The organism is Actinacidiphila oryziradicis (assembly GCF_005047355.1).
GTDB lineage: Bacteria > Actinomycetota > Actinomycetes > Streptomycetales > Streptomycetaceae > Actinacidiphila > Actinacidiphila oryziradicis.
Genome location: NZ_SUMC01000017.1, coordinates 113,473 through 134,023, shown reverse-complemented (window position 1 = coordinate 134,023; position 20,551 = coordinate 113,473). Strand labels below are relative to the sequence as shown.

Genomic DNA, 20,551 nt, shown 5'->3' with positions numbered 1-20,551 from the left:
CCAATCATATGTAGATGTGTTCTTCTTGCCGACCTACCGCCCTTGTAGATCGGCTGCATAGCTTCTTGCGCTGCCCAAGGCGTCGTAAAGTTTTGCGCCGGGGCACGAAGTGGCGTATCCGTCCCGGTGGCCGGAGATGACATTGAACCGGACCTTCTTGCCCTTCTTGTACCGGTTGCCGCCACCGGACTTCAGGTAGGTCGTTCCGGCCGGGTCCGCTCCGTACAGTCCGAGTTTCCAGGCGGCGAGCTCCGCCACCGCCTCCAGCGCCTCCTCGGACGGCTCGGCCTTGCGGTAGTTGCCGAGGACGGCGATGCCCATGGTGTGACTGTTGAAGCCGAGGGTGTGGGCACCGTAGACGGCCCGGGAGACGCCGCCCGCGCGGCCCTCGTAGATGTTTCCGCACTTGTCGACGAGGAAGTTGTAACCAAGGTCACGCCAGCCTCTGCTCCTGGCGTGATAGCGGTAGATGCCCCGGATGATGGAGGGCGCCTGCGCGCAGGTGTAGCTGTTGCCCGTGGCGGTGTGGTGGACGAAGACCGCCTTGATGCCACCGGTGTAGATCTTGTGTCCGTGCCGGAGCCGCTCGTTGGCGCCCCAGCCCGCCCGGGTGATGATCCGGGGCCGGTCGGCCGAGTACTGACCCGCGTCGGCCGGCGCGGCTGGGATGACGCCCTTGCCCGCATCCGGGTACCTGCCCGCAGCGGCCGGATTGGCCGCGGGGCCTTCCTCCTTCCGGGTGTCTTCCTGGGCGATGTCCGGCTCGTCCGGAGGATCGTCCCCCGGGTCGACCATCTCCAGGCGCAGCCCCGGCGGCAGCGCGGACCCGGCGGAGCGCCCGACCCGCACCTGTACGCCGTCGGAGTCGCCGACCCACAGCGGCGCGGTGGCACCGCGCACCTGGCCGCCCGTCTGGTCGGCGGAGCCGGGGTCGGGCACATCGTCGGTGTGTGCCTCGATGTCCTGCCAGCCGGACCACGCACCGGTGGCCGCCGCGCGGGTGCGCACCTGGACCGGGCCGCTGAGGTCGGCGCTGGAGTCGTCCCAGGTGACGCCGAGCAGGGAGAAGGGCCGGACGGCACGGGCGGGCAGGCCTTCTTCCACCGGGGCGCCAGCGACGCGGGTCGAGCCGAGGGCAGCGAGCGGGAGCGTACGGGTGGATCCGGCGTCGGCGGGCAGGGCGGGGCGGGCAGCCAAGGCGGCTGAAGCAGCAGAAGCGGCAGAGCCGGGAGAAGCGGGAGAACCGGGAGGGGCGGGAGGGGCGGGAGGAGCCGGATAACCGGAAGGGGCGGGAAGGGCAGGAGAACCGGAAAGGGCGGGAGGGGCGGGAGGGGCCGGAGAGCCGGGAGGGGCGGGAGGGGCGGGAGAACCGGGATGGGCGGGATGGGCGGGATGGGCCGCCAAGGCCCGCGAAGCGGGAGACATGGGGGATGCGGCCGGAGCGGGGAGGGCGAGAGCGCCGATGCAGACGACGCCGACAGCGGAAGCGAGAAGAGCACGCATGGAGAAATGGTGACATAAGCCTCAAGGATGGCCACCTGAGATCTGACGGATGGTCGGTTGGTTCCTGACCTGCCGCCAGAGACCGTGCGGGTAGCCTGGGCCGGGTGACATCGACTGCTCGCACCCCCGCCGGCCTGCTGGATCACGCGCTCTCTGACCCCGTCCGGCCGCTGGTCACCTTCTACGACGACGCCACCGGCGAGCGCGTCGAACTGTCTGTCGCCACCTTCGCCAATTGGGTGGCGAAGACCGCCAATCTCCTCCAGGGCGACCTGGGCGCCCAACCGGGTGACCGCCTCGCCCTGCTGCTGCCCGCGCACTGGCAGACCGCGGTCTGGCTGCTCGCCGGATTCTCCACCGGAGTGGTCGTCGCCCCCGGCGCCGACCCGGCCGGTGCCGATCTCGTGGTCTCCGGCCCCGGCGCCGATGACCTCGACGCCGCCCGTGCCTGCCGCGGCGAACGCGTGGCGCTCGCACTGCGCCCGCTCGGCGGCCGCTTCCCGCAGCCGCCGCCGGGCTTCGTCGACTACGCGGTCGAAGTGCCGAGCCAGGGCGACCGCTTCGTCCCCTACGCCCCGGTCGGCCCCGGCGACCCCGCACTGGAACTCCCCGGTGGCGAGGACCTGACCAACGCCCAGGTCGTCGACCGGGCCCACGCCACCGCGCGGAGCCTCGGCCTGTCCCCCGGCGCCCGTCTGCTGACCGGGCTCCCCTTCGACGACTGGCAGGGCCTGGCGGCGGGCCTGCTCGCCCCGCTGGCGGTCAACGGCTCGGTCGTGCTCTGCCGGAACCTCGACCAGCTCGCACCGGAGGCGCTCGTCAAGCGGCAGGACGCGGAGAGAGTCACCCATACGGCCTAATGGCCGCCCCGGACAGGCGCACCGCCTTCTCATCCGACGCCGCCCCGCCTACTGCCGGGCCCACTAAGAGGCCGCGCGAATAGGTGGGGCGGCGTCGCTGGCCGATGGCTCTCGCCTGGAAGTGTTGCCGTCGGTGTCGGTCGACGACTCTCCCCCAGACTCCGTCCGGGAGGTGCCCCCACCAAGCTCTCGGCTCCGCTCGAGCAGGGGGCACCCCCATCGCGTCGCCTCGCCCCCAGCCTTCGGCCGGGAGGTGCCCCCACCCCCAGCTACCTCCCCCAGCCTTCGGCCGGGAGGTGCCCCCAGGAGGTGCCCCCACCTCCGCCTTGCCAGACTCGGCCCTCGCCCCTCCCCCAGCTACCGCTGGGAGGTGCCCCCACCTTCCTCCACCCCACCTATTCGCGCGGCCTCTAAGACAAACGCGGCGCCCCGGGGGACCGAAGGATCACGACGGAATCGCACAACACAAGCGCACAACCTCACGCGGGGTTCCGATGTCTGTACGGGTATCGAGCAGATGCCGCAGCAAGGGACGGTCGCAGACATGGCCACGTCAGCCGAACCGCCGCCGCCCCCGGACGAGGCCCAGGGGGAGCCCGCCACGCCCGCGACTCCCCCGCAGCGGCCTCCGGACCCCACAGAATCCCCCACTTTGCCGGCCGGTCCCCGCAGGCGCAGGGTGTGGCCGCGCGCCCTCGCCGCGTGCACGGCGCTGCTGGTGCTGGCCGGGGCCGGCACGGCCTGGTACATGTACCGACACCTCGACGGGAACATCCGTACCGACACCGCGACCGCCAAGGAGCTCCAACTGGAGCAGTCCCAGCGTCCCTCGGCGCCGCCGACCGGGGTGGAGAACATCCTGCTGATCGGCACCGACAACCGCGGCGGCGGCAACGGCAAGTACGGGCAGGACACCGGCACCCAGCGCTCGGACACCGTGATCCTCCTCCACCTGGCCGCCGACCGGCACAGCGCGACGGCCATGAGCATCCCGCGCGACCTGATGGTCCAGATCCCCAAGTGCCGCCGCCCGGACGGCAGCCACACCCGGGCCCAGCACGCCCAGTTCAACTGGGCGTTCGAGTTCGGCGGCGCGGCCTGCACGATCCGTACGGTGGAGGAGCTCACCGGCATCCGCGTCGACCATCACCTCATAGTGGACTTCACCGGCTTCAAGAAGATGGTCGACGCGGTCGGCGGCGTCGAGGTGTGCGTCCCGCACGCGGTGCACGACAAGGACGCGCACCTGGACCTGCCGGCCGGGCGGCAGGTCCTCCACGGCGAGCAGGCGCTCGGCTACGTACGGGCTCGGCACGGCATCGGGGACGGCAGCGACACCCAGCGGATCGAGCGCCAACAGGGTTTCCTGGCCTCGCTGGTGAAGAAAATCCGCAGCAATGGTGTGCTGCTCAACCCGGTGCGGCTCTATCCCCTGCTGGACGCGGCCACCTCGTCGCTCACAGCGGACGCGGGGCTCGATTCGCTCAGTGAGCTCTACGACCTCGCCCGGAGCCTGCAGAAGACCCCGACCAGCGAGGTGCGGTTCCTGACGGTGCCTCGCCAGCCGTATATATACGACGCGAACCGGGACCAGTTGAAGCAGCCCGCCGCCGGCCGGCTGTTCGCGACACTGAGGAAGGACGGAAACGTCACAGTCGAGCCGACCGGCGGCACTGCCGGCGCCGGCGGGAAGGCGAGCGCGTCACCGTCCCCCGAGAAGTCCGGCGGGACGCCCGGGCCGGCGTACCGGGGTACCACCGCCGATCGTGACATCTGTGGTCAAGCGTAACAAAAGGGATACTCAACAGCCCGGAGAGTTTGGATGGTTTGTCCAGTTGTGGGCGAGTGGATTTTGTCACCGGAGCCACTGGACGTGAATCTGTGGGACTAGTGTGAGCGGTCCGGCCTGAAGAGGCGGCCGACGACGGAGGACTCAATCAACCGTGGACACACAAGGCCGTAGGAACGTCGATCCGGCGGACCAGTGGGTGTTCGATCCGGAGACCGGCAGTTACCAACTCCGGCTGGACCCACAGCCCGACGCAGGCGATCCGTCGACCAGACGCGTTCCCGCGCAGCCGGGCGAGCGCCGGGACCGGCGCGAGCAGCAGGGCATCCCGCAGGACAGCTCCCAGGGCGCCCCTCCGGGCACGGGCACCTCGCGCCGCCGCGCCGCCGGCAGCGGCTCCGCGCCGCCCGCCAGCCGCCGTAAGGCCAAGCCGAAGAAGTCCAAGAAGAAGAAGGCCCTGATCTGGACGGCCGGTTCGATCGGCTTCGTACTGGTCGCGGTCAGCGTCGGCGGCTATCTCGTCTACCAGCACTTCAACAGCAACATCAGCACCGTCGACACCGCCGGCATCGGCAGCAAGAACGCCACGTCCAGCGGTCCGGTCAACATCCTCGTCATCGGCACCGACAGCCGGGTCGGCCTCGGCAAGAAGTACGGCGACGCGGGCAGCGTCGGCCACGCCGACACCACGATCCTCTTCCATGTCTCCAAGGACCGCACCAACGCGACCGCGTTGAGCATCCCGCGGGACATAATCACCAACATCCCGGACTGTCCCACAAAGCAGAAGGACGGCACCATCAAGATCATCCCGGGTACGGACAACGTCCGCTTCAACACCAGCCTCGGCCAGGACGGCCGCGACCCGGGCTGCACCATGCGCACGGTCAAGGCGCTGACCGGGATCACTCCCGACCACTTCATGATGGCCAACTTCGAAGCGGTGAAGGACCTGTCCACCGCGGTCGGCGGTGTCGAGGTGTGCCTGGCCAAGAACATCGACGACCCCGACTCCCACCTCAAGCTCAGCGCGGGGCGGCACACCATCGAGGGCGAGCAGGCGCTGGCCTTCGTCCGCACCCGGCACAGCGTGGGCTTCGGCGGCGACCTGAGCCGTATCCAGCTCCAGCAGCAGTTCCTGAGCTCGATGATCCGCAAGATGAAGTCCGGCGGTACCCTGACCAACCCCACCAAGCTGTTCGATCTGGCCAATGTCGCCACCAAGGCGCTCACCGTCGACACCGGCATAGGGAGCGGCACCAAGCTCGCCGCCTTGGTCCAGAACCTGAGCAAGGTGAACACCAACAACATCACCTTCGCGACCGTCCCGGTGATAGACAACCCGGCCGAGAAGGTGCACACCACGGTCGTCCTCGACGAGACGAAGGCGCCGGAACTCTTCTCCATGGTGAAGCAGGACATCTCCCTCACCGATGTGGCGAAGAAGGCGAAGGCGGCGAAGTCCGCCGCCACCGACGAGCTCAAGGGAACCAAGGCCGCCGCCGTGAATGTCCGCGTCGAGATCTACAACGGCAGCGGCGTCTTCGGCGCCGCCCAGGACACCGTCAGCTGGCTGCAGAACTCCAAGGGCGTCACCCGCTCCACCAACGGCGGCAACGCCGCCGCCACTACCGCCACCACGAAGCTGCAGTACGCGCCCAACCAGGCCGACCAGGCCCGCGCCCTGGCCGCCATGATGGGCCTGCCCGCCTCCGCCCTGACCGAAGGCACCAAGGACGCCGCGCCGCGCGCCAACATGACGCTCACGCTCGGTAAGGACTTCAAGGCGGCCGGCACACCGATCACCGCTCCGACGACGGCTCCGTCCGGCGTCCAGAAGGTCACGGCGAACGACACCAGCGTCTGCGCGAAGTAGCACGGCGGAGAAGCCCGGGAAACAGCGCCGCAACAAAGGAAGAAACAGCTCAGCGACGAAGTGGAACGCACGGCTCGTGGAGCCGTCTTAACGGCCGTGCCACTTGGCGCGGCGGGCGTCGGCGTGCCCGTACGGGCCCGTCTGGGGAGGGCACGATGCGGGACGGAGTCACGCGGCAGAACGGGACGGGGGAGGCCGCCGGCTCACCGGCGGGACCGGACGATCACGGCTGGGACGACAGCCTGTACAACGACCGGGCGGCCGCCGGGAGACACACACTGCCCCAGCAGGCCGACGGGCAGGACGGGGCGAGCCTCCGGCGAGCCGGCGAGCGCGCGCCCAGGAGCCGTAGGAGACGGATACTCCGCTGGGCGGCGATCACCGTCTCGCTGACGATACTCGGCACGGCGGGGGCCGGCTGGGCGTACTACCAGCACCTCAACGGAAACCTCGGCAAGGGCAAACGGAGCAGCGGCGGCAGCGATGTCGCGAAGCCCAAGGCCGACTCCAAAGGCCAGACGCCGATCAACATCCTGCTCATCGGCTCGGACAGCCGGAACTCGGCGGCCGACCTGAAGCTCGGCGGCAGCAAGCAGAGCGTGGGGGCCAAGCCGCTGGCCGACGTACAGATGCTGGTGCATCTCTCCGCCGACCGCCGCAATATGTCGGTGGTCAGCATCCCGCGCGACACCCGGGTGCACATCCCCGAGTGCGAGGATCCCAAGACGCACCAGAAGTACGCGGCGACCACCAACTCCATCATCAACGAGACGCTGGGCCGCGGCGGACCGGGCTGCACCCTGGACACCTGGCAGAACCTCACCGGCGTCTACATCGACCACTGGATGATGATCGACTTCGCGGGCGTGGTGCAGATGGCCGACGCGGTCGGCGGCGTCGAGGTGTGCGTCAAGCAGCCCGTCTGGGACCGCCCGTTGCCGGGCGTCCCCGGCGGCTCGGGCCTGAAGATCAAGGCCGGCAAGCAGAAGGTATACGGCAGGACCGCCCTGCAGTGGCTGCGCACCCGGCATGCCTTCTTCGACGACCTCGGCCGGGCGCAGGCGCAGCACATGTACCTGAACTCGATGATCCGCCAGCTGAAGTCGCGATACGTGTTCACCGACACCGGACGCCTGCTGGGGCTCGCCGAGACCGCCACCAGCGCCCTCGACGTGTCCGAGGAGATCGGTACGGTGCGAAAGCTCGGCGACCTCGCCATGCAGCTCAAGAGCGTCCCGAGCAATCGCATCACCATGACCACCATGCCGGTCGTCCAGGACCAGCAGAACCTCAACCATCTCGTGCCGAAGGGAGCCGACGCAGCCAGGATCTGGTCGATGATCCGCAACGACATCCCCTTCGACGCCAACGGCAAGGCGAAGACAGCCACCGGCGGCACGTCCGGTGCCACGCCCACGTCGAGCGCTGCCCCCCCAGGCCCGTCCGCCGCTCCCGCCGCCACCATCCCCGTCTCCGTGATCAACGGCACCGCCGGGGGCAGCGGCATTCCGGTGAGCGGCCGGGCCGGTGCCCTCGCCAAGACGCTCGCAGATGCCGGATTCAGCAAGGCCGCGGCCAGCCCCACCCAGCAGCCGAGCGCGGGCACCGTCCTCAGTTATCCTGCCAAGGACGGCGGCCAGGGCAAGGCCGATGCCCTCGCGGTCGCCGCGATTCTTAAGCTTCCTAAGAATGTCGTGAAGAAATCGGTCCAGGTCTCGTCCATTACGCTGCTGGTCGGAGCGGACTGGCGGGCTGGTACGGACTACAGCAAAACCCTCCCAAGTGCCGGTTCGGTTCCCTCCAGCGCGCGGGCAATTAACGGATCCGACAAGAACGCATGCATGGACGTCTACAAGCCTTATGTATGGTGACCCCCATCAATCCGCGCCCGCGCGGATCCGCACAGCACTTTGACAGTCATGTAGCTGAGAATCACCCAGGATCAGCGGCGCTGCCTCGCGGCCGGTGACCGTAGTGGACCCGCATTATGGGAGGACCGATGCGCCACGGCAGCGTCCGGCAGGGCGGAGTGGATAACCCCACGGATGTCGGCGACCCTGGTGGGTCCGACGCTCTGTACAGGGACGATGACGGTACGCCATCGGTGCCCCGGCAGCCGGGCTCCTCGGGCAGCGGACACCGGGGCGGGAACTCCGGACGGGCGGCCAGCCGGCGCCGTAAGAAAGGCAAGCGGAAGGTATTCCGCTACGTTGCGATAACGGCCTCGCTGCTCATACTCGTGACGGCCGGGGCGGGCTGGGCGTACATCCAGCACCTCAACGGCAATCTCAAGAAGGACACTCTCAACCTGGGCAGCAGCACGGCCGCGAAGAGCAAGGCGAACGCGGCCGGCCAGACCCCCCTCAATATCCTGCTCCTCGGCTCCGACAGCAGGGCCTCGGCGGCGAACCAGAAGCTCGGCGGGGCCAAGGCCGATGCCACCCGGGCGCCGCTCGCCGATGTCGAGATGCTGGTGCACGTATCCGCCGACCGCAGCAACATGACGGTGGTCAGCGTCCCCCGCGACACCCGCGTCGACATCCCCAAGTGCACGGGCGACAACGGCACCGTATATCCCGCGACGACGACGGGGACGATCAACACCAGCCTCCAGCACGGCGGTCCCGGGTGCACGGTCGCCACCTGGGAAAAGCTGACCGGCATCTCCATCGACCATTTCATGATGATCGACTTCGCCGGTGTCGTGTCGATGGCCGACGCGGTCGGCGGTGTCCCGGTCTGCGTCAACAACAACGTCTACGACAAGCAGTCCGGCCTCAGGCTCACCAAGGGCAAGCACACCATCCAGGGCCAGCAGGCCCTCCAGTGGCTCCGCACCCGGCACGGTTTCGAGGACGGCAGCGACATCGGCCGCACCCATGCCCAGCACATGTACATGACCTCGATGGTCCGCCAGCTCAAGTCCGGCGCGAAGCTCACCGACCCCAGCAAGCTGCTGAACCTCGCAGACTCCGCCACCAAGGCGCTCACCGTCGACAAGGGCCTCGGCAGCGTCGACAAGCTCGTCAGCCTGGCCAGCGACCTGCAGAAGGTCCCGACCAACCACATCACCATGACCACCATGCCGTGGGGCGCCGACCCGCAGGACCCCGCCGCCCACGTCGTGCCGACCAGCGCCGCCACCCAGCTCTTCACCCTTGTACGGAACGACACCTCCCTCACGAGCACCACGAAGAAGAAGACCACCGCGAGCGCGAGCGCTTCCCCCACCGCCACCGCGGCCGCCAAGGCCGACATCGCCGTCACCGTCCAGAACGGCACCCGAACGGCCAGCGCAGCCGCCGTCTCCGGCCGCGCCTCGGCGATCGCCACGGAGCTCAGCACCCTCGGCTACACCAAGGCCGCCTCGGACCCCACCGCGAAGTCCCAGTCCGGTACGACGATCAGCTACCCCACCGACAGTCTCAAGGCCAACGCCCAGGCCGTCGCCAAGTCGCTGAACCTGCCGACCAACGCGGTGAAGAAGTCCATGGCCGTCTCGCAGATCACGCTCGTGGTCGGCTCCGACTGGACGACGGGCACGAAGTACCCGAAGTCCACCAGCGCGGACACCAAAGCGGTGCTGGACAGCTCGGCGGCGCTGAACGCGTCCGACAAGAACGCCTGCATGAAGGTGAACCCGAGCTACGTCTGGTAGCGGTGGGGTGAAGCGCGGGGCGCGGGTCTTTCCCCGCCCCGCGCCCCGCTCTCCGGGACCTACCCGGCGCTGGAGGACACCGACACCGCCGGGCGGCGGCTGGCGATCACCTTGCGGGCGAGCGCGCGCGGGCTGGTCAGAAAGCCCCAGCCCCACGACATGTGCATGGTCGCCAGCGCGACGGGGACCCGGAGCCGGGCCTTCACGCCCAGCCCCTTCCCCGCCGGCAGCGAACCGAGCGCTATCGCGGCCAGGTACCCGCCGGGGACCACAAAGCCGAACGGGCTGACCACCACGCCCACCACCACACCCGCCGCGATGGCGAGCAATGCGACCGGAGCGGCCAGATAACGCAGGTTCACGGACCCCTGGTGGTAGCGGATGACGACACGGCGCCAGCGGCCGTAGTCCTTGTACTGCTTGGCGAGCGCTCGGACGCTGGGCCGGGGCCGGTAGGAGACCTTCAGCTCGGGGGAGAACCAGATGAGGCCGCCGGCCTCGCGGATGCGGTAGTTCAGCTCCCAGTCCTGGGCACGGATGAACTCCTCGTTGTAGCCGCCCTGCTGCTCCAGCACCTCACGGCGGAAGACCCCGAGGTAGACGGTGTCGGCGGGGGCCGGGGCGCCGCCGGTGTGAAAGGCGGCGTTGCCGACGCCGATCTTCGAGGTCATCGCGGCGGCGACGGCCCGCTCCCAGTCGTTCTCGCCCTCGGCGTGCATAAGGCCGCCGACATTGACGGCGCCGGTCTCGTCGAGCAGCCGTACGGCGGTGGCGATGTAGTCCGGGGAGAGCATGCCGTGGCCGTCCACGCGGACCACCACCGGGTGCCGGGACGCCTTGATGGCGGCATTCAGGGCGGCGGGAGTGCGGCCGGTGGGGTTGGGGACGGTGTGCACCCGGATGTCCTCACTGACGAGCTCCGCCGCGATCCGGTCGGTCCGGTCCGTGGAGGGGCCGAGGGCGATCACAACCTCCAGCTCGCCCGCGTAGTCCTGCTCCAGGATGTGGCGGACGGAGTTGCGAAGGTGGCGTTCCTCGTTCAGCACCGGCATGATCACGGAGACTGCGGGAAGCACATGGCGGGAGGAAGAGGCGGGAGCGGCGTTCACAGCGCCACACGTTACCGCGAACGGATGATACGAGCGCGCACAGCCGGGTGGCGTCGGTCCGTACGACCGTACGACTCCTAGCGTGGGCCCCATGGCACCTGCCCGTCATAGGCTCCCCCGCCGCAGCCGCACCGTCCGTGGTCGTATCGGCCTTGTCCGCCCCGGATCCGCCCATCCCCCGCGCAGGAGCACCCGCCTCGTCGGCGCGCTGTCGCTGGCCATCCTCACCGCCGGCGGGATCGCCCACATCGCCGTCACCGGAGTGAACGACAGCATCAGCCGGGTCGACGCCTTCAGCGGCATCGAGAACCGCCCCGGCCCGACCCGGGGCACCAATTTCCTGCTGGTCGGCACGGACGAGCGGGCCGGACTGAACCCCGCCGACAAGAAGCGGTACCACCTGGGCGGCACCCCCTGTCACTGCACCGACACCATCATGCTGGTGCACCTCTCCCAGGACCGGACCCGGGCCAGCATCGTCGGCATCCCGCGCGACTCGTACGCGGAGCTGCCCCGGCCGGCGAAGATCAACGCGGCGTACGCGGTGGGCGGGCCCAAGCTCACCGTCCGTACGGTCGAGAGGATGACCGGTGTCCACATCGACCACTACCTGGAGGTCGACTTCACCTCCTTCATGAAGACGGTGGATGTGCTCGGCGGCGTCCAGGTCTGCACCACCCACCCGCTGAAGGACTCCTACACCGGCCTCGACCTGCCCGCCGGAACCACCACCCTGAACGGCGGCGAGGCGCTGCAGTACGTACGGTCCCGCCACCTCGACGGCGCCTCCGACCTCAGCCGTATGCACCGCCAGCAGCGCTTCCTCGCCCAGGTCGTCGCCCGGGTCGCCGACGGCGGGATGCTGGCCAACCCCGTCAAGCTCGGCCGGGTCGCCTCCGCCGTCCTCGGCTCGGTACGCGCCGACCAGGACCTCGGGACCACCGATCTGATCGCCCTGGCGCGGGGTCTACGCGGCTTCGGGCCCGGGTCGTCCGAGTTCACCTCTGTGCCGATCCTGGAGATGGAATACGAGGTGAAAGGCGTCGGCTCGACCCTCAGATGGGACAACGCCAAGGCCGCGAAGCTCTGGGCCGCGCTGCGCCAGGACCAGCCCCTCGCCGTCCGCCGCCCTGCCTCCCGGCACCCGTACAAAGAGGTCGAGATCCCGCCCTCAACGATCCGCGTCCAGGTCGTCAACGGCACCGCCACTCCCGGCCTCGGCACCGAGGCCGAACAGGCGCTCCGCGCCACCGGCTTCGACACCACCCGCGCCCCCGACAGCGCCACCGCCGGCGGCGTGAAGCGCACCGTCATCAGCTACGACCCCCGCTGGGACCGCTCCGCACGGTCCCTCGCCGAAGCTCTGGCCGGCGCCGAGCTCAGGCCCGTCCCGGGGCAGGGTCCCGTCATGCGCGTCGCCCTGGGCGCGGACTACCGGCGCGTCACCCCGGTGCGAGCCGGGCAGCCGCTGCCGGCCACCGTCACCGGCGACCACTTCGTCTGCCCGTAGGGCCCGGCTTTCCGTCCTGCCCCGGATCCGGTCACCGCAGCAGGTTGAGGCTGGAGAGGGCCGTGAAAAGGATGACGAGCCGCTCGAAGACCTTCTGGTCCAGCCGGTGGACGCAGGCCCGGCCGATGAACGCCCCGATGAGGACGGCGACAGCGAGGACAGCGTCCTGGACGAGCGACTGGGGCGTCAGCAGACCGAGGGCCGCGCTGAAGGGGAGCTTGAAGGCGTTGACGATCAGGAAGAACCAGGCATACGTGCCGAGGAACCCGAGCTTGGTGTAGCCGGAGGACAGCAGATAGAGGGACATGGCCGGGCCCCCGGCGTTGGCCACCATCGTCGTGAACCCGGCGAGCAGGCCGAAGACAAGTGCCGCCGCATGGCGGTTGCGCCACGGCTCCGCGCTCTCGCCCTTCTGGTCCTTCTGGTCCTTCTGGTCCTTGCGATTGCGGCGCTGCCAGAGGTGGTACGCGACGATCGTCAGCAGCAGAGCGCCGATCGTGCGCCGCATCACGGTGTCGTCGACATAGGCGACGAACACCGCGCCGACCAGCACTCCCACGGCGACGGACGGGAACAGCCGGATCAGCGTCGGCCAGTCCGCGTGCCGCCGGTAGGCACGGACGGCCACGACATCGCCGACCAGGAGCAGGGGCAGCAGCGCCCCGGTGGACTCACGTGCGGGCAGTACGGCGGCGAACAGGGCGATGCTGATGGAACTGACTCCGCCGATCGCCGTCTTGGAGAAGCCGACCAGCAGGGCCGCCACCGCCAGGAGCGTGATGTCCAGGGCGCTGAGCCCGCTCACCGCGTGCGGACTGCGGCGACGTCGACCGGTGCGCCGGTCCGGCGGGACCGCTCGCAGGCTTCGGCGATGTAGAGGGCCTCCAGGGCCTCGGCAGGGGTGCACGGGCTGTCCGCCCGCCCGGCGGCGACCTCGACGAAGGCGCTCAGTTCGGCGGCGTAGGCGTCGTGGAACCGCTCCAGGAAGTTGGCGTACGGGGTGGTGGAGCGCTGCCAGGACAGGCGCTCCCCGGCCTCGGCCGAGGGCATGGCGGCCCGGTCGTCCAGGCCGACGAAGCGGGCGCCGGCTGACCCGCAGACCTCCAGGCGGCCTCGAAGTCCCGCGCGACCTGTCCCTGGTGGGCTACGACAACACCTACCTCTCCCGCATCCGCCATCTCTGGCTCAACACCGTGGACAATGCCAGTTACGAGGTCGGCCGCCGCGCCGCGCAATGCCTCCTCGACCGCATGGAACAGCCGGGCCGCCCGGGAGGGGTCCAACTGGTCAACCCCACCCTGGAGATCCGCGGTTCCACGGCGGCGCCCCACGCAGATCCGCCGGACAGGCCCTAGGCCCGGCATCGCAACTGTCCCGTCACAGCTCCACTACCGGCCTGTACCAGAACCCGGATTACCCAGGTTCCGGTGTCAGCATGACGGGACCGTACGAGGGCAGGGAGACGACATGACCATCATCGGCTGGATCGTGCTGGGACTGATCGCCGGAGCGATCGCGAAGATACTGCTTCCCGGGAAGGACCCGGGCGGCCTCGTGGGGACGACGCTCATCGGGATCGCGGGAGCGGTGGTGGGCGGCTGGCTGTCGGCTAAGGTGCTGGACCGGCCGATCACGAAGAATTTCTACGATCTGCCGACATGGGGCGCGGCGATCGGCGGGGCGCTGGTACTGCTGATCATCTACCGGATCCTGTTCGGGGACTCCCGGCGGTAAGAGGCCGCGCGAATAGGCGGGGCGGAGGAAGGTGGGGGCACCTCCCGGACGGAGTCCGGGGGAGAGTCGTCGACCGACACCGACGACAACACATCCAGGCGCCCCCGCCGACGGAGTCGGCTGATGTCACAGCTCGGCACGCGACGCCGCCGCACCTATTCGCGCGGCCTCTGAGCCCGGGGAGTGAGTGCCCTTGCCGGGTAGCCGGAGGCGGGCGGATCCTGGAGACGGGGATCGCGATACCTCAAGAGGTGATCCATCATGCGGAACAACTGGAACATAGAGCTGGTCTTCGAGGAGGACGGCAACCACACCGCCTGCACCGCGTCGCTGGGCGGCCAGGGCGCACCACAGCTCAAGGGCCACGGCTATTCGCGGCGGGCACCGGCCGACGAGCCGGACCCGCAGATCGGTGAGTCGATAGCGGCCTCGCGGGCCTGCTCCAATCTCTCGCACGAATTGCTGGAGCAGGCGGCCAGCGTCATCGAGGCGCACACGAACATGCCGACGCATCTGATCGGCTGACGGCGGCTCCGGACGACAGACCCTGGCCCTGGGCCGGCCGGCGCACGGGATGGCTCAGCGCGAGCCCGCGCCCCTTCCCACAACAGGGGTGGGGGTGAATTCGACCGGCAGGGCGGACAGTCCGCGCAGCCACGCGGAGCGGCGCCAGACCAGGGCGTCGTCGGGCACCGCGAGGCGGACATCGGGGAGCCGGTCGAGCAGCACCTCCACGCCGGCGCTGGCGATGGACTCGGCGATCTCCTGCGCCGGGTAGGGGCAGCGGTGGTCGCCGTGGCTGAAGGAGAGGTAGGCGTTGTTGCCCTCCGCCAGGGACCGGGCGTCGGGGCGGACCTGGGGGTCGGCGTTGGCGGCGGCGAGGCCGAGTACCAGCAGGTCGCCGGTCTGGATACGGGCGCCGCCGATCTGGATGTCGCGGGTGGCGAAGCGGCCGGCGAAGTTCTGGGTGGGGGTGTCCTCCCACAGCACCTCGTTCATCGCCTGGCCGATACTGCGGCGGCCGCCGGACAGGGAGGCGGCGAAGCGGTCGTCGGTGAGCATCAGCCGCAGGGTGTTTCCCATCCAGCCGGCGGTGGGCTGGTGGCCGGCCGCCATCAGCACCATCAGGTCCTGGGTGATCTCCTCGTCCGTGTAGCCGGCGACGTGGTGCACCATGCGGGAGGTGATGTCCGGTCCCGGGCGGCGGCGCTTGGCGGCGAGCAGCTGCCGCATCGAGGTGTGAAGGTGCTCCTGCGCCCGGAGGGCGTCCTCGCCGCCGTCCATCATGGCGTTGATGGCCTGTACGAGAGCGGGGCCCTCGGCGTCGGGTATGCCGAAGATCCGGACGAGGACCAGCAGCGGCAGCGGGTGGGCGTAATCAGCGATCAGGTCGGCCCGGCGGGTTCCGCAGAAGGAGTCGATGAGGCCGTCGGCGAACTGCTCGCAGTGGTCACGCAGTTCGTAGGTGTCGACCCCGCCGAGGGCGTCGCTGATGACGCCGGCCCGGCGCTGGTGTTCGGGACCCTCGGTGTAGAGCACCGACGGCTGCTCGTAGCCGATCATCGGGAGCAGCGGCCAGTCCTGCGGGATCCGGCCCCAGGCGTTCCAGCGGCGTGAGTCGCGGGCGAAGAGCGCCGGGTTGCTGGTGACCTGGTGCAGCTCCCGGTAGCCGATCACCAGCCAGGCGGGCACGCCGCCCTCCAGGAGCACCGGGGCGATACCGCCGTGCTGCCGCCGCATGTCCCGGTAGAGCTCGGCCGGGTTCTGCTGGAACCGCGCCCCGCCCAGCTGGTGGACCGGGCAGCCACCCTGGGGCCGTTTTGTCACAGTCGGGCCTCCTGGGCGGCGGACAGGGCATGGATGTGCCGGACGAGGGTGATCAGCACCGCCTTGCTGGAGGACCGTGACCGGGCGTCGCAGTCGACCAGCGGTATCCCGGCGGGCAGATCCAGCGCCTCGCGGACCTGCTCCGTGGTGTGGGCGGGGCCGTCGAAGACGTTCCGGGCCACGATGAACGGCAGGCCGTGCTGCTCAAGGCGGTCGATGGCGTACCAGGAGTCGGCCAGCCGCCGGGTGTCGACCAGCACCACCGCGCCGAGGGTGCCCGCGAAGAGGCGGTCCCACAGGAACCAGAAACGTTCCTGCCCGGGGGCGCCGAAGAGGTAGAGCACCGTGTGCTCGTCCACACTGATCCGCCCGAAGTCGAACGCCACGGTGGTGGCGGATTTGCGGCGTACGGCGTCGGTGTCGTCGATGCCCTCGCCCGCCCGGGTCATCATCTCCTCCGTGCTGAGCGGGCGGATGTCGCTCACCGACTGGACCAGCGTGGTCTTGCCGACCCCGAAGCCTCCCACGATCACTATCTTCAGTCCGTTGTCCGCGGTGCTCTCCAGCGGAGGGCGGGCGGCCATGTCAGAGCTTGTGGAGTCCAACGAGTACCTGCTTCAGGAGTTCGGTGTCGGGCAGCCCCGCCTTCACGGGGGCGGGGCGCGGATGGCGGGCTGTGATCCGGCCCGCGTCGAGCAGGTCGCACAGCAGGATCTTCACGATGCTGACCGGTAGTCCCAGGTCGGCGGCGATCTCCACGACCGCCACCGGATGCCGGCACATCCGCAGGATCGCGGCGTGCTCCGACTGCATGCCGGGCACCGGATTGCACTCACTGACCACCAGGGTGACCAGGTCGAAGGCGCGTCGGCCGGCCCGGCTGCGTCCTCCGGTCAGGGTGTACAGCCGTTCCGGTCCGTCGTCCGGGGCCCTGCGGTTCATACGGTTCCCGGGGCGCGCCGCGGCGGGGCGCTGAGGTAGTCGCCGATTTGTTCGACCAACTCGTTCATGTTGTGGCCCACCACCCCCGGGTCGGCGTCCTCCGCCGCGATCAGCGCGAGATGTGCGCCGGAGCCCGCCTCGACGATGAAGAGGATGCCGCCGTAGAACTCCGTCATCGCCTGCCGTACTCCGCCGGTCCCGTCCCCGAACTCCACGGACGCCCCGTGCGCCAGGCTCTGGATGCCCGCGGCGATCGCCGCGAGCTGGTCGGCCTGGTCCAGGCCGAGGCCGATGGTGTGGCAGAGCTTGAGTCCATCGCTGGAAAGCACCAGGGCGTGCCGGGTGCCCGGCGTCCGCTGCAACAAACTCTCCAGCATCCAGTCGAGGCTGTGGTCCGTGAGGTTCATTCACTGTCGCTTTCACTCGTGCCGTGGTGGTCGTCCGACCAGGGGACGACAGCCCCACTGGTGCCGAAGCCCTCCGGGCGGGTCGGGGAGAGAGCGTGTGCGCCGGTAGCGGTGTCGTAGCCGGTGCCGGTGTTCCGGCCGGTCGTGTCGTGTGTGTTGTCGGCCCACGGGTCGACGCCGCCGACGGTGCCGAAGCCTTCCGGGAAGCGCGGCGCACCGCTGCCGGGGGCGGTGGTGGGGGCGGCGGTGCCCTGGACGGTGCGGCGGAAGGCGAGGAAGCGCTCACCGCTGTCCCCGGGCGAGCGTGCGGGCTGCTGGGCGGGGCGCTGCCCGTCGGACTCCGGTGCGGCCGGGTCCGGCGCGGCGGCGAGGGTCTGGCCGCGGCGGCGCTTGGGCAGGCCGCTCTCGCCGAACTCGGCTCCGCTGTAGTTGTGTTCGACGCTGTCGCGGTCGCGGTCGCGGTGACGGTCGGGGTCAGGGGCGCTGCGGGGATCGATGCGGCGAGCCTGGACGGGGGGTGCGGGAGCTACGGGGGCCGGAGCAGGGGCGGGCGCCGGGGCGGGGGCGGGCGCCGGGGCGGGGGCGGGCACGGGGCGCCGGCTGCCCTGGGCGGGGACCCGGGGCTCCTCCGGCGCCGGCCGCTGACCCCCGGGCTGCGTTTCGGCGACGGCGCCGCCAGGGGCCCGGGACGGCTCGCGGGACTGTGTGATCAGCTCCTGCGGGATCATCATCACGACCCCCGTGCCGCCCCGCGAGGAGGGCCGGAAGGAGATCGTCAGCCCGTGTTTGCGGGCCAGGCAGCCGACGACGGCGAGGCCGAGCCTCGTACCGGAGAGGCTGGTGAGATCCAGCGGCGCGGTCGAGACGGCCTTCTGGGCGCGTTCGAGTGCGACGTCGCTCATCACCAGGCCGCCGTCCTCGATCGTGATGACGACCCCGGTGTAGACCTCCTCGACGTACACATGGACTTCGGCGGTGGGCGGCGAGAAGCTCGTCGCGTTGTCCATCAGCTCGGCCAGCGCGTGCATGACACCCTCGGCGGCGTGTCCGGCGACGGCGACGGAGCTCGTGGAGTGCAGCCGCACCCGCTGGTACGCGCCGATGCGGCCCATCGCGCCGCGAAGAATGGACTCCATGATGATGGGCTTCGTCCAGCGGCGGCCGGAGCGGGCTCCGGTCAGTACGGCGATGGAGTCGGCGAGCCTGCCCGCCTGCGCGGTGCGGTGGTCGAGGAGCAGGAGGTCGCCGAGGACCGCCTCGTCGTGCCGGTGTTCCATCTCCCGGAGGTCGGCGAGCATGCTGGTGGCCAGCGCCTGGACCCGTCCGGCGGCATTCGCGCACGCGGACATCGCGGCGGCGCGCATGCGTTCACCGCGGCCGACCTCCTGGGCGAGCGTCTTCAGGATGCGCACATGGGTAATATTGTCGGGCGTCCGCACGGAGGCGAGGGCGGTCTCGACGGACGCGCCGTCGCGCAACCGACCGACGAGGGCGGGCAGTGCCTCGTCGGCGAGCCGATCGGCGTCCTCACGGGACAGCTCGACGCGGTCGCGGTAGTGGCGTGCGGCATGGAGTCCGTACACAGCCAGGGTGACGGCGGCGGTTATGACGAAGGCGATCGTCCCGGCCGCCCAGATCGCCTGCGTACGGCGGCGCTCGGGGGCCACGTAGACGACCGCCCACAGCCCCGCGCTTCCGGTGACGACGACCGCGGCCAGCAGCGTGGCGAACGTGCGCCCCAGCGGCGGCCTGTCGGCCGCCCGGTGGCGGCTGGGTGTGCGTGTGGGCATGGTTGAAATCCTCGTGGGGGAGGGAGCGGCTGGGGCGGTCAGCGGGGGCACGGATGTAAATAGATCAACGTCATCATGGCCACCCAGGCGTCAACTACCCCGTCTTCGTAGCTTCTTTGTAGCTTCCTGAATGTCGGCAATCCTTCACTCTGGTGATTTACGAGCGCTAAGGTGCCCGGAGCTGAATGCCTAAGACGGGGGTCACCATGGCAGGAAGTCCCTTACCCAGTCGCCTACCCCTCGCACACCCGCTCAGCTACGTACGAGCAGAGCGCGGCTGGACTTATCAGGACTTGGTCGACGCCGTCGCCCGCCGGGTCGGCAATATGTCCGCCCGCCGCGAAAAGGCCTGGCGCTGGGAGCACCGCGGCGTCGTCCCCGACCGCGAGACCCAGGAGGCCCTCGCCGACGAACTCGGCGTCCCGCACGACACATTGGATGTCCTGCCCTGGCCCGCCTGGCTCCCGGCCGGCGAACGCGACGAACTGCGCTCCCCCTGGACCCGGGAGGGCTGCGTCGCCGCGCTCGGTGCCACGGCGGGCGCGGCGCTGCTGGACCAGCGCGGCTTCCTCGTCTCGGGGGAGGGCTCCGCGGTGGCCGTGGCGGAGGAGTGGCTCGCGCTTTCCCCGGCCGCTGACACCTGGTTCACGGACACGGGCGCGCCCGACAGCGGCGGGGAGGTGGAGGCCGGGGTCGTGGAGGGGCTCGAGCAGCGGCTTCCGGCGCTGCGGCGGATGGCGCGGGCCCTGGGCGGAGGCCGGGTCCGTACGGTCGTCGACGCGGAGTTACAGCTGGTCTCGGACCTGATCGCGCGAAGCTCCGGTCCCGGCGCCGGTGCTGGCTCCGGCCCAACTGGCCGCCGGCTCTTCGCCGTCGCCGCCGAACTGGCCCGGATGGCTGGCTGGGCCTCCCTGGACACCTGCTACCAGGCCGCCGCCGAACGGTACTTACTGACCGGTCTCTCCGCCGCCCACGCGGCCGGCGACCGCGCTCTCGGCGCCAACATCCTCAAGTCCCTGAGCCTGCAGTACCTCGACGCCGACCGCCCCGCCGAAGCCCTCGCCCTCGCCCGCACCGCCCGCACCGGCGCCCTGGGCGGGCCCCCCGGGTCACCGCCATGCTCGCCCTGCGCCAGGCCCGCGCCCACGCCGCGCTCGGCCGGGCCGTGGAATGCGAGTCCCTGCTCTCCGCCGCCGCGTCCGCCATGTCCCTCGCGGACGACCGGCCCGCGCCCCCCTGGGCCGAGTACTTCGACGAGGCCGAATACGCCGCGCAATCCGCCGCCTGCTACGCCCTGCTGCGCCGGTACGACACCGCCGACGCCCTGCTCCGCCGTGCCCTCGTCCTGCACCCTCCCGGGCGCGCCCGGGACCGCGTGACCTACCTGATCTGGGCCGCGGAGACCGCGTTCGAGCTCGGTGCCACCGACCGGGCGGCGGCGCTGGCCAAGGAGGCGGCGGATATCACGCCGGACGTCGAGTCGCTCCGTGCGCAGCGGCGGCTGGCGGCTCTGCAGCACCGGCTGCGGCGGCGGGCCTGAGGGAGA

At 70.4% G+C, this 20,551-nt stretch carries 19 protein-coding genes and 1 pseudogene; 11 read left to right on the top strand and 9 right to left on the bottom strand.

All coding sequences use genetic code 11. The features are described 5' to 3' along the window. Positions 1-33: 33 nt before the first annotated feature. Positions 34-1,503, bottom strand: coding sequence for a peptidoglycan recognition protein family protein (locus FCI23_RS19435; RefSeq protein WP_136725173.1), 1,470 nt, complete (start codon positions 1,501-1,503; stop codon positions 34-36). Between the two features lie 104 nt (positions 1,504-1,607). Here FCI23_RS19435 and FCI23_RS19430 point away from each other — a divergent pair, with 104 nt between their 5' ends. The 5 genes from FCI23_RS19430 to FCI23_RS19410 all read left to right on the top strand — a co-directional run bounded on the left by FCI23_RS19430 (position 1,608) and on the right by FCI23_RS19410 (position 9,686). Beyond that, complete coding sequence (locus FCI23_RS19430; protein ID WP_136725172.1) at positions 1,608-2,363, top strand: TIGR03089 family protein; 756 nt, start codon at positions 1,608-1,610, stop codon at positions 2,361-2,363. 544 nt (positions 2,364-2,907) lie between these two features. Next, positions 2,908-4,152, top strand: coding sequence for an LCP family glycopolymer transferase (locus FCI23_RS19425; protein ID WP_136725171.1), 1,245 nt, complete (start codon positions 2,908-2,910; stop codon positions 4,150-4,152). A gap of 154 nt (positions 4,153-4,306) precedes the next feature. Then, positions 4,307-6,028 (top strand): LCP family protein, encoded by a 1,722-nt coding sequence (locus FCI23_RS19420; protein WP_136725170.1) that lies wholly within the window; start codon positions 4,307-4,309, stop codon positions 6,026-6,028. Between the two features lie 155 nt (positions 6,029-6,183). Next, the gene (locus FCI23_RS19415) at positions 6,184-7,899 is read left to right on the top strand and encodes an LCP family protein (protein ID WP_136725169.1); all 1,716 of its coding nucleotides are present in this window, start codon (positions 6,184-6,186) and stop codon (positions 7,897-7,899) included. 128 nt (positions 7,900-8,027) lie between these two features. Beyond that, positions 8,028-9,686, top strand: coding sequence for an LCP family protein (locus tag FCI23_RS19410; RefSeq protein ID WP_136725168.1), 1,659 nt, complete (start codon positions 8,028-8,030; stop codon positions 9,684-9,686). A gap of 59 nt (positions 9,687-9,745) precedes the next feature. Here FCI23_RS19410 and FCI23_RS19405 read toward each other — a convergent pair whose 3' ends face one another. Further along, positions 9,746-10,795, bottom strand: coding sequence for a glycosyltransferase family 2 protein (locus FCI23_RS19405; protein WP_265737756.1), 1,050 nt, complete (start codon positions 10,793-10,795; stop codon positions 9,746-9,748). Positions 10,796-10,886: 91 nt separating this feature from the next. On the opposite strand from FCI23_RS19405, the gene FCI23_RS19400 reads away from it, so the two are divergent. Then, on the top strand, positions 10,887-12,305 hold the full coding sequence (locus FCI23_RS19400) for an LCP family protein (RefSeq protein ID WP_136725166.1): 1,419 nt from the start codon (positions 10,887-10,889) through the stop codon (positions 12,303-12,305). A gap of 31 nt (positions 12,306-12,336) precedes the next feature. Here FCI23_RS19400 and FCI23_RS19395 read toward each other — a convergent pair whose 3' ends face one another. Together FCI23_RS19395 and FCI23_RS19390 are read right to left on the bottom strand one after the other, a co-directional pair. After that, on the bottom strand, positions 12,337-13,110 hold the full coding sequence (locus tag FCI23_RS19395) for a sulfite exporter TauE/SafE family protein (protein WP_136725165.1): 774 nt from the start codon (positions 13,108-13,110) through the stop codon (positions 12,337-12,339). After that, positions 13,107-13,373 (bottom strand): Gfo/Idh/MocA family oxidoreductase, encoded by a 267-nt coding sequence (locus tag FCI23_RS19390; protein ID WP_407645995.1) that lies wholly within the window; start codon positions 13,371-13,373, stop codon positions 13,107-13,109. Before FCI23_RS19390 ends, FCI23_RS19395 begins: the two co-directional genes overlap by 4 nt. Before the next feature lie 41 nt (positions 13,374-13,414). Here FCI23_RS19390 and FCI23_RS19385 point away from each other — a divergent pair. From FCI23_RS19385 to FCI23_RS19375, 3 genes and pseudogenes are all read left to right on the top strand, one after another. After that, positions 13,415-13,660 (top strand): annotated as a pseudogene (locus tag FCI23_RS19385) (substrate-binding domain-containing protein); the annotation flags it as partial. A gap of 112 nt (positions 13,661-13,772) precedes the next feature. Then, entirely contained in the window at positions 13,773-14,039 is a 267-nt protein-coding gene (locus tag FCI23_RS19380) for a GlsB/YeaQ/YmgE family stress response membrane protein (protein WP_136725164.1), read from the top strand. A gap of 261 nt (positions 14,040-14,300) precedes the next feature. Next, on the top strand, positions 14,301-14,564 hold the full coding sequence (locus tag FCI23_RS19375; RefSeq protein ID WP_211265402.1) for a DUF1876 domain-containing protein: 264 nt from the start codon (positions 14,301-14,303) through the stop codon (positions 14,562-14,564). A 54-nt stretch (positions 14,565-14,618) separates the two neighbouring features. Here the strand turns inward: FCI23_RS19375 and FCI23_RS19370 are convergent, their stop codons facing one another. From FCI23_RS19370 to FCI23_RS19350, 5 genes are read right to left on the bottom strand one after another with little or no spacing between them, the layout of a single operon-like run. Beyond that, positions 14,619-15,866 carry a cytochrome P450 gene (locus tag FCI23_RS19370; protein WP_136725162.1) on the bottom strand — a complete coding sequence of 416 codons (1,248 nt, stop codon included), beginning with the start codon at positions 15,864-15,866 and terminating at the stop codon, positions 14,619-14,621. Beyond that, entirely contained in the window at positions 15,863-16,471 is a 609-nt protein-coding gene (locus FCI23_RS19365) for a GTP-binding protein (protein WP_136725161.1), read from the bottom strand. Before FCI23_RS19365 ends, FCI23_RS19370 begins: the two co-directional genes overlap by 4 nt. Then, entirely contained in the window at positions 16,452-16,808 is a 357-nt protein-coding gene (locus FCI23_RS19360) for a DUF742 domain-containing protein (protein ID WP_136725160.1), read from the bottom strand. The genes FCI23_RS19365 and FCI23_RS19360 overlap by 20 nt, the downstream gene beginning before the upstream one ends. After that, positions 16,805-17,215, bottom strand: a complete 411-nt coding sequence (locus FCI23_RS19355) for a roadblock/LC7 domain-containing protein (protein ID WP_136725159.1) — start codon at positions 17,213-17,215, stop codon at positions 16,805-16,807. The genes FCI23_RS19360 and FCI23_RS19355 overlap by 4 nt, the downstream gene beginning before the upstream one ends. Next, positions 17,212-19,005 carry a sensor histidine kinase gene (locus FCI23_RS19350; RefSeq protein ID WP_136725158.1) on the bottom strand — a complete coding sequence of 598 codons (1,794 nt, stop codon included), beginning with the start codon at positions 19,003-19,005 and terminating at the stop codon, positions 17,212-17,214. The genes FCI23_RS19355 and FCI23_RS19350 overlap by 4 nt, the downstream gene beginning before the upstream one ends. Before the next feature lie 293 nt (positions 19,006-19,298). Here FCI23_RS19350 and FCI23_RS19345 point away from each other — a divergent pair, with 293 nt between their 5' ends. Then, positions 19,299-20,384, top strand: coding sequence for a hypothetical protein (locus FCI23_RS19345; protein WP_136725157.1), 1,086 nt, complete (start codon positions 19,299-19,301; stop codon positions 20,382-20,384). Beyond that, positions 20,381-20,545, top strand: a complete 165-nt coding sequence (locus tag FCI23_RS56480) for a hypothetical protein (protein WP_169316853.1) — start codon at positions 20,381-20,383, stop codon at positions 20,543-20,545. The genes FCI23_RS19345 and FCI23_RS56480 overlap by 4 nt, the downstream gene beginning before the upstream one ends. Positions 20,546-20,551 lie beyond the last annotated feature (6 nt).